The organism is candidate division WOR-3 bacterium (assembly GCA_016926475.1).
In the GTDB taxonomy this organism is placed as follows: Bacteria; SDB-A; SDB-A; order SDB-A; family SDB-A; genus JAFGIG01.
In genome coordinates, this window is sequence record JAFGON010000089.1 from 1 (window position 1) to 8685 (window position 8685).

General features: G+C 44.3%; 8 protein-coding genes. 5 read left to right on the forward strand and 3 right to left on the reverse strand.

Annotated features, from left to right (window positions below; translation table 11 throughout):
* Positions 1 to 168 precede the first annotated feature (168 nt).
* The 5 genes from JXA84_08845 to selD are packed head-to-tail and all read left to right on the forward strand — an operon-like array spanning position 169 to position 3964.
* The gene (locus JXA84_08845) at positions 169 to 1302 is read left to right on the forward strand and encodes a YedE-related selenium metabolism membrane protein (protein ID MBN1151310.1); all 1134 of its coding nucleotides are present in this window, start codon (positions 169 to 171) and stop codon (positions 1300 to 1302) included.
* Between the two features lies 1 nt (position 1303).
* Positions 1304 to 1525, forward strand: a complete 222-nt coding sequence (locus tag JXA84_08850; GenBank protein ID MBN1151311.1) for a sulfurtransferase TusA family protein — start codon at positions 1304 to 1306, stop codon at positions 1523 to 1525.
* A gap of 1 nt (position 1526) precedes the next feature.
* The gene (locus JXA84_08855) at positions 1527 to 2690 is read left to right on the forward strand and encodes an aminotransferase class V-fold PLP-dependent enzyme (protein ID MBN1151312.1); all 1164 of its coding nucleotides are present in this window, start codon (positions 1527 to 1529) and stop codon (positions 2688 to 2690) included.
* Positions 2683 to 2913: a DUF3343 domain-containing protein gene (locus tag JXA84_08860; protein ID MBN1151313.1), complete on the forward strand. Its 231-nt coding sequence runs from the start codon at positions 2683 to 2685 to the stop codon at positions 2911 to 2913. Before JXA84_08855 ends, JXA84_08860 begins: the two co-directional genes overlap by 8 nt.
* 13 nt (positions 2914 to 2926) lie before the next feature.
* Positions 2927 to 3964: a selenide, water dikinase SelD gene (selD, locus tag JXA84_08865; GenBank protein ID MBN1151314.1), complete on the forward strand. Its 1038-nt coding sequence runs from the start codon at positions 2927 to 2929 to the stop codon at positions 3962 to 3964.
* Between the two features lie 8 nt (positions 3965 to 3972).
* On the opposite strand, the gene JXA84_08870 is transcribed toward selD, so the two are convergent.
* The 3 genes from JXA84_08870 to JXA84_08880 all read right to left on the reverse strand — a co-directional run bounded on the left by JXA84_08870 (position 3973) and on the right by JXA84_08880 (position 8576).
* Positions 3973 to 5454 carry a PQQ-binding-like beta-propeller repeat protein gene (locus JXA84_08870; protein ID MBN1151315.1) on the reverse strand — a complete coding sequence of 494 codons (1482 nt, stop codon included), beginning with the start codon at positions 5452 to 5454 and terminating at the stop codon, positions 3973 to 3975.
* A 141-nt stretch (positions 5455 to 5595) separates the two neighbouring features.
* On the reverse strand, positions 5596 to 6201 hold the full coding sequence (locus tag JXA84_08875) for a TetR/AcrR family transcriptional regulator (GenBank protein ID MBN1151316.1): 606 nt from the start codon (positions 6199 to 6201) through the stop codon (positions 5596 to 5598).
* A 29-nt stretch (positions 6202 to 6230) separates the two neighbouring features.
* Positions 6231 to 8576, reverse strand: coding sequence for a VCBS repeat-containing protein (locus tag JXA84_08880; protein MBN1151317.1), 2346 nt, complete (start codon positions 8574 to 8576; stop codon positions 6231 to 6233).
* Positions 8577 to 8685 lie beyond the last annotated feature (109 nt).

Below are 8685 nucleotides of genomic sequence, written 5' to 3' on the forward strand. Positions count from 1 at the left end.
GAAAAAAGACCAGTTGGGTCCTGAAAGAAAACGTTATACATGTTTTCTGCGCTGTTTTCTCGTCCGAGAATATCTCCTGAACGCTTAAAGAATCCTGACATTTTTATATTTCCGCTGTCACGCGGAAGGCTTTTTCCCGTTTTACAAAATCAAACATGGAAGGAGTGATTGGTGGGTAAAATCACGGGATTTTTCGCCTCAAAATGGGGTATAGTGTTGTCCGGTGGGATCATCGGGATAATCGCCGTGCTTCTGCAGAAATTCGGAAACCCACAGAACATGGGCGTCTGTGTCGCCTGCTTTGAACGGGACATAGCAGGTGCTCTTGGCCTTCACAGAAATCCTGCGGTTCAGTACATAAGGCCCGAAATTATCGGATTCGTCCTCGGATCTATGATATCGGCCCTTATTTTCAGGGAATTCAAACCGAGAAGCGGTTCTTCTCCTCTGGTAAGGTTTTTTCTCGGAATGTTCGCCATGATAGGCGCTCTCGTTTTTCTGGGATGTCCGTGGAGAGCATTTTTAAGGCTATCAGCAGGGGACGGAAACGCGGTTTCAGGAATCTTCGGATTGATTACGGGTGTTTCGACAGGCTCTTATTTTCTTAAAAAAGGTTTCTCTCTCGGTAGGAATATTAAAACATCCTGGGCGGGAGGTTTGATTTTTCCTCTTTTTATGATTTTACTCCTGGCTTTTTTAGCCTTCAAAGTTTCCTTTGGGGAAGGCGCCCCGATATTTTTCAGCGAAACCGGTCCTGGCTCAAAATACGCTCCTTTAATCTTGTCTCTCGGCGCGGGTCTTCTGATAGGTTTTCTTGCCCAGAGGTCGAGGTTCTGCACGATGGGAGCCGTAAGAGATGTGGTTCTCATAAGAGATTGGCATCTGATAAGCGGAGTCGGGGCTCTTGTGGTCGCGGCTTTTATTTTGAATATAGTTTTCAAGCAGTTTCATCCCGGATTTGCACTTCAGCCTGTTTCACACTCTTTTCATATTTGGAATTTCCTCGGCATGGCGCTTTCAGGGCTTGCTTTCGCTCTAGCAGGCGGTTGTCCAGGCAGGCAGTTGTTTCTTTCGGGAGAAGGAGACCAGGACGCAGGCTTGTTCGTCATGGGAATGATAGTAGGAGCGGGATTTTCACACAACTTCCTTATGGCGGCGTCTCCAGACAAGCTTAACGAAGCCGGTAACCTCGTAATCGGCGGGCCCGGTATCTTCGGCAAGTACGCTGTCGTTGCGGGTTTGATTTTTTGCGTGATTTTGGGCCTGACAATGAAAAATATCAGAGAAAAAAAAGGAGCATGAAATGGATGAAATCACTGTCGACGCGAGAGGGCTTTCATGTCCGCAGCCTGTCCTCGATACATTAAAAGCAATTGACTGTTACAAAAGCGGTTTCATCGAAGTTCTTGTAGACACGGCTACATCGAGGGATAACGTCAGGAGAGCGGCTGAAAAAAAAGGTTTTAAAGTCGAGATTGCCGAAGAAACGGAAAGGGATATATTTAAACTAAAGCTGTCCAGATAACATGAGCATAATCTATCTGGATAATTCGGCAACTTCATGGCCGAAACCGCGTGAAGTCACCAAAGCGATGAAATCCTTCATGGAGTATCCTGGTTCAAATTCATCAAGAGGTTCTCACAGAATGTCTATCGAATCCGGGAGGATGGTTTATGAATGCAGAGAAAAAATCGCTTTGTTATTCGGTCAAGCTGATCCTACGAAAGTCATTTTCACGAGCAACGCTACAGAAGCTGTCAACACGGTTCTGTACGGCGTACTCGGTGAAAACCAACATATAGTGACCACTTCCTTAGAACACAACGCAGTCATGAGACCCTTAAACCATCTCAGATCTTTAGGGAAATTGGAGTATTCGGTTGTCAGGGCATCCGAGAAGGGTGAAATAGACCCAAATGATTTCAAAAAATCAATATCGAAAAGAACGAAAATGTTTGTTGTCAACCACTGCTCTAACGTCATTGGTTCCCTCACGCCGGTTGAAGAAATAGGATATATAGCAAAGGAGAACGGGATTCTATTTCTTGTTGACGCCGCTCAGAGCGCCGGTGAATTCCAAATAGACTTAAAAAAAATGAACATTGATTTCTTGGCTTTGACTGGGCACAAAATGCTGTATGGACCGATGGGCACGGGAGCTCTCGTCCTGGGAGACAATGTTGATGAAATAAGACCTCTTAAAAGAGGGGGGACGGGAAGCTCTTCTTCCGAGGAGACGCAACCCGATTTCCTTCCCGACAGACTTGAAAGCGGAACGTTGAACGCAGTAGGAATAGCGGGTCTTCTCGCCGGTATTGACTGGATTCTAAATATTGGACAGGAAAAGATATATTCTACAATAAAGAAGAAGTTTTTAAAATTCATGGAATTGCTTGAGGATACACATACGATAGAAATTTTCAGGTCGTATTCCATTGAAAATCAGTCCGGGACGTTTTCTATAAGAATTAAAAACAGGGCGGTTAGCGACGTCGGCAGAATACTCGACGAAAAATACGGAATTATGTCGAGAGTCGGACTCCACTGCAGCCCATCATGCCACAAGACGATAGGCACGTATCCTCATGGCACCGTCAGGATTTCACCAAGTTATTTCACAGAAGAGGAAGAGATCCATAGAACTGTGAAGGCTTTGGATGAGATCGCAAAAGGGATTGAAAATGCCTGAAAACAAGGAATTCGGAGTAGTCCTGTTTTTCTCGGCCGCATCGGCTTTCAAGCTTGAAAAAAGGTTGAAGTCAAAAAACATATCTCATAAATTGATACCGGTTCCCAGGCATCTTGATTCTGACTGCGGAACAAGCCTCCGCTTTTTTTGGCAGGATTACGATTCTGTAGTAGAAGAAATAAAGACGGGAGAAATAGAAGTAAAAATTGTTTCGAAACTTTAATGAAAGGAGCCGAATGGACGAAAGAAAAAAAATATTCCTGACAAGCTTTTCGGAAAAGGCGGGTTGAGCTGCGAAAATAGGTCCGTGTGACCTAAAAGAACTGCTGTCGGAGCTTAATCTTTCTCTGGGACCTGAAGTGCTGGTCGGCTTAGAGAGCTCTGATGACGCCGGCGTCATTAAACTGGACGATGAAAGGGCTCTGGTTCAGACCGTGGATTTCATCACTCCCATAGTCGACGATCCATATTATTTCGGGAGAATAGCTGCGGCAAATTCCCTGAGCGATGTCTATGCGATGGGCGGAACACCTTTAACAGCGCTCAACATATGTCTTTTTCCGGTAACAAAACTCGAAAGTGAAAACCTGAAAAGAATATTGGCCGGAGCTCTGAGCGCCGTTGTTGAGGCGGGGGCATTTCTTGTTGGAGGGCACTCCATCGAAGACAAAGAGCTCAAATTCGGTCTTTCCGTAACAGGTATCGTTCACCCAAAAGGAATTTGGCGCAACAACACTCCTCAAAATGGAAACGGGTTGGTCCTGACGAAGCCTTTAGGAACAGGAATAATCTCGACAGCTATAAAAGCTGGAATGGCTGATGAAAAAGACGAAGCGGAAATAATCGTCTCCATGTCTTCTCTTAACAAAACCGCTTCTGAAGTAGCAAAAAAATATTCTCCGAGCGCCTGCACGGACGTCACGGGATTTGGTTTGATCGGTCATCTTTCTGAAATGATCTCTGGATCGGGGAAAGGAGCTTTGTTGAAATCTTCAGAAATTCCTTTGTTTTCTTCCGTTCTCGAACACGCTTCTTCAGGAATGATACCCGGCGGTGCCGGAGCAAACAAAAAAACTTTCGAATGTCGAGTGGATTGCTCAACGAAAATTGACGATCTTGTATATGATATTCTTTTCGATCCGCAGACTTCCGGTGGCCTTCTCCTGTCTGTCGCTGACCCAAACGGTTTTATAGAAGAATTAGCTTCAAAAGGAATAAAAGCATGGTCTATTGGGGAAATTAACGACAACTCCGAAAGAATAGAAATTAGATAAGTTTCGTCCTATTCTGTCCAGCCGTTGTGCTCGCTGTTGCCTCCCCACATAGCCCAACCCGTGTTGTCTTTATCCCCTGTGTCTATACAGAAAAGCTTGCCCAGTGTGGTGCCCCAGAAAACTTTTCCGTCCATTACGCTCGGCTGAAAAACGATTGGTTCACCGCAGTCGTGGCTCCAGATTACTTCTCCGGATTCAGCGTCAATACAGAATATTTCTCCTGAACTGCTTCCGACGAATATCTTACCGTTAACAATAGCCGGAGGGGTCAATGATCTTCCGTATTCGCAGGTGTCGTTGTTTTCGAATTCCCATATACTTTCGCCTGACAGAATGTCGTTTCTTCTCAAAAGGTTTCCTTGAGAACTGAAGAGGTCTGAATCGTAGACCACGGGTCTGGATCCCTGGTAAGACCATGCTCCGGAAACTGTGAAAACGCCGACATTTTGCTCTGCGAGCGAGAGATTCGCGGTCGAAGGAGCTGTCGAAAAACCGACCTGCGCGTCGAGATCAGCCTGCTGGCGAGCCGAAGCCGAAGTTCTGTCAGGGTTGAGATAGTCGGCTGTTATGTAGCTTATCTGTGTTTCGTTGAGCTGTTCTCCGGTTTCTTTTTCAAAATAACCGAAACCTTCGAACCTCTGTAAAATTCTCTCTCCTGTAGAATTTGTGATTTCTTCGTCCTGTCTCATGCTGGCGTATAACCTGTTACCGTCTATCCAGGGAGCTGAACTTGCGTTGTAGTTTTCCCTCCAGAGCTCGTGTCCGTCTTCAACGTCGTAGGAATAGACCATACCGTCAAAACTCGATAAATAAACCTCGTCCCCGGACACAACCGGAGCTGAAATTATGTCCGATACAATGCTCTTGCTCCAGATGTTTATGCCATTCATAAGGTCGAAACAAGCCAGAATATGCCCATTTGAACCTGGGTATGCCATGAAGACACGTCTTCCGGATATTGAGGGTTGGCTCATCAAAGGATCGCCAAGCCAATGGTGCCATAGATTTTTACCGTCTCTGGCTCTTAGCGCGTATATTATGCAGGACTCCGTGTTAAAAACCACTATCCCGTTTTTTACTACCGCCGCTGTTGGTCCGTCGTCTCCTGTGTGTACCGCCCATTTTATTTCTCCATTCTCCGCATCAATGGCGTAGAAAGAGTAGGAACCGAAACCGCCGCCGATGAAAAGTACTCCGTTTTCATAAGCCGGAGTAGCCAGAGGTAGACCTTCCGGAAGCTGAAGTGTCCATCCTTTCATGCCGTCTCTGGTTCTGAAAGTTAAAGGCAGGTATTCGGAGTATTCTTCTGGGTTTTTAACGACACATGGTTCCCCTTCGATTTCATAGTTTGGATCCTGGGTTTGGTAGTAAATTTGGTCTTGGATACTGAGCATAAGTTCTGTCATCTGGTTTTGTAAGGCAAAAATGCGGCAGAAAAAAAACAGAAAAGCCGTAGAGAAGACGCTTTTAATTGAAAATAGTGTTTTCATCTGTTCCTCCGGTTTATTTTGCACTTGTACTCTTTTTAGGGTGGAATTATTCCAGAAATTTTCAATAATAGCGATTTTCACGGTTTTGAATTCCGTGTTAATGCCTTTTTAAAACTTATAAGGAATTAAACTCCGAAACTATCAAGGGACAAAAGCCCTGAGCAGATAATCGAGTTCAACCTCTAGTTTTGAAAGATCTTTCGCAGTTTTGAAAACATAGGGGTGCACTATAGCGAAAACAGCTTTGGAAAAGAAATGACGGGAGAGTTCTACATCGAGGTCTTTTCTGAATTCACCGTTTCTTATTCCTTCGTTGATAATGTCAGAAAAAAGTGAAGAAGCGATTTCGTCGCTTTTTCGAAGAGTTTGAAGATTTCTTTCGGATATGTTTTCTTTTTCGAGCCTGTACTGTCGAAAACGGACAATCAAAAGGTGGTATTCGGGGTGTTTTTGAAAAGTTTTGTATTCATGAATCCCGTATGTTTTGAGCTTTTCATAACTGGATTTCATGTCCTTTATCATTTTGGAGTATTCTTTGTTTCCTTCGAGGAAAGCCTCGGCAATTATCGCCACGAGGATATCGGCTTTTCCTTTGAAATATGAATAAAGAGTTATTCTCGAGAACTCAGATTTTTTTGCGATCTCGCCGAGAGAGACGGCGTCGTAACCCTTTTTAAGAAAAAGTTCCTTCGCCGTCTCCAGCATGATTTCTCTTCTATTTTCAATTTCTCTCTGTTTTCTGTTCATATTTTCTTTTAACACTAATTATGCAGCATTTATCTGAGGAGTGCAATTTTCGTCGAGAGAAAATCTTCATCAGTTTTTAAAGTCAAAAAATACTGCCCGGAAGGAAAAGAGCGCATGTCAAAAATCAATTCCTGCAAACCAGGGCACAGGTTTCCTTGGAAAATGTTTTTGACTTGTCTTCCGCAGACGTCGAAAATTGAAACGCTGACCATGCAATTTGATTTCTGGAAGAAACTCACCTTGAAATTGCCGTTTAAAACACGGGCGCAAAGCAGAGATTCTGATCCGTTTAAGGGGTTTGTAGGTGTGAAGCTCTCTTCTATTCCTGTCGGGTAAAAAGGAGTTCCCTGAACCCATTTCACAGAGACCAGAGGAAAATTGTTTGAGTTGGGAGAGCAGTCAAAAATTGAATCTCCGTACCCCTCGTTCATTTTCCAGTAACCGGATAAACCCTGTTCTGTTCCGTTGAGATACAAAGACATGTTGTCGAGTATTTCCTGATGGGTCCTTGTTACATTCCAAAGACGGACTTCGTCAATTATTCCGTCAAATCTGAAATTGTTGCTCTGCAAAAGGCCAATCGAAAGGTTTGTGGAGGAGTTGTCGGCGATTTTTCCGGTAGGAGCCGGGTTGAAAGTCAAATTCTGCTCGACGCCGTTTATGTAGATTTTGACGGTACTGTCGGAAAAACTGTATGTCGCGGCAACGTGCTGCCAACCGTTGAGATTAATTGAGCTGTCCGGGGTCAAGGTTAAACTGTTCTGTCCTCCTTCGTGTTTCAGTTTAAAGCCAAGACAGTGGACTCCGTAGACGCCTTTGAAAAGTACAAGAGAGTAGTTGACTTTGTCGAGAATTGTCCCGTAACCCAGTGCAGAGTTTGACCCCCAGCCTGTTGGATAAATCCAGGCTTCGATGGTCAAGGAATCTGTAATATTGACACTTGGTGTGCCATCTCGTATCACAGAACTCAAAGTCGTTGAAAACTTCAACGCGCTCTCTCCGTCAAATGCGCTGATTAAGTCTTCGATGACGAAAGTGTCAGTCTCAAGATTGTTGGAAACGATAAGCGTGACTGTGTATGTCCCCGGAACAGTGTAGGAATGAGAAGGGTTTTCTTCATTTGAATCAATTGTGCCGTCGGAATCGAAATCCCAAGCCCAACTCAGCGCCTGAGGCTTGCAATACGACAAATCGGTGAAATTGACTGTAAGAGGTGCGTGTCCGGTGTTAATATCCACTTCGAAATCCGCTATGCAGAAAGAATTTAAACTTTCCCACCACCTCAAATGATGAGAAGCGGCTTCAGCGCTACCTCCTATTAGATCTAAGTCTCCGTCTGAATCCAGATCTGCGATGTCCAGGTCCAAAAGGTCCCATGCGTCAGTGCTTATTATATACTGTGAGAAATTCTGATAACCGTCGTTTTCAAAAAACACTGTCAAAGAAGCCGACCATCCGGTTGCGAAAATATCATAATCACCGTCATCATCGATATCGCAGATGATAGGAGTTCTAGGGCCTCCAAAACTTGTCCTCAGGGGATGGCAGGTGAAACTTTCGTTGCCGTCGTTTTCAAACCACCCTACAACTGCACTTGTCCCGCACGATCCGGCGACGAAATCCATGTCGCCATCCCCGTCTACGTCTCCTGCCTGGATTCTGTTTGGTTTAACCCATCCGTTGAATATTAAATGTCCCGTGAAGCTTTCGTTGCCGTCGTTTTCAAACCACCATATTCCGGAAGCTTGAGCTGCAGCGAAGATGTCTGCGTCTCCGTCAGAATCTATATCAGCGGGAGAAGCTTCGCTCACTAGCGTCCAGTTATCTTTGATTATGTGCTCTGTGAAATTTCCCGAGCCGTCGTTTTCGAACCAACCCAGCACACCGGAAGAGCAAGACGTAGCTAGTATGTCGATTATTCCGTCTGAGTTGATGTCAATAATCAGATCGGTAAAAGGGTCAATTACCTGTACTCCGTTTACGACATGCCATGTAGTGTCGATGATATTTTCCGTGAAATTGCAGCTTCCGTCGTTTGAAAACCAGCTTATCTTGTTTTGACCGGAAGACACAATGTCAAGTGTGCCGTTTTGATCCAGGTCGGCGACGTCGACAGCCCTGGGGTGAGAATAGTTTTCTGAAACTGAGTGAGATGTGAAATTTTGATTTCCGTCGTTTTCGAGCCACTTTATGTGATTGTTCAAATAGGAAGAATAGACAATATCGGTAAAACTATCTTCGTTGAGGTCAATTCCTTTTACGGATATTGCTCCACCCAGGTTGTTGAAAAGAATATGCTCTTCGAACAAGGCTTCAGCGCTTATCGAAAACACCGACAGAACAGTTATAATAAAGACCAAAACAATTGTTTTCAACTTTCCTCCTTTGTTTACTCTTGTAGTTTTAATTAACATATGTATATTATAGCTACACATGTAATTTTGTCAAGTTTTTTTTGAGGTATAAATCTTCTTAGTTGGAAAA

Excerpts from the sequence above, each read along its gene's own strand:
- JXA84_08860 (MBN1151313.1), top strand. The coding sequence starts at position 2,683 with ATGCCTGAAAACAAGGAATTCGGAGTAGTCCTGTTTTTCTCGGCCGCA.
- JXA84_08870 (MBN1151315.1), bottom strand. The coding sequence starts at position 5,454 with ATGAAAACACTATTTTCAATTAAAAGCGTCTTCTCTACGGCTTTTCTG.
- JXA84_08855 (MBN1151312.1), top strand. The coding sequence starts at position 1,527 with ATGAGCATAATCTATCTGGATAATTCGGCAACTTCATGGCCGAAACCG.
- JXA84_08850 (MBN1151311.1), top strand. The coding sequence starts at position 1,304 with ATGGATGAAATCACTGTCGACGCGAGAGGGCTTTCATGTCCGCAGCCT.
- JXA84_08875 (MBN1151316.1), bottom strand. The coding sequence starts at position 6,201 with ATGAACAGAAAACAGAGAGAAATTGAAAATAGAAGAGAAATCATGCTG.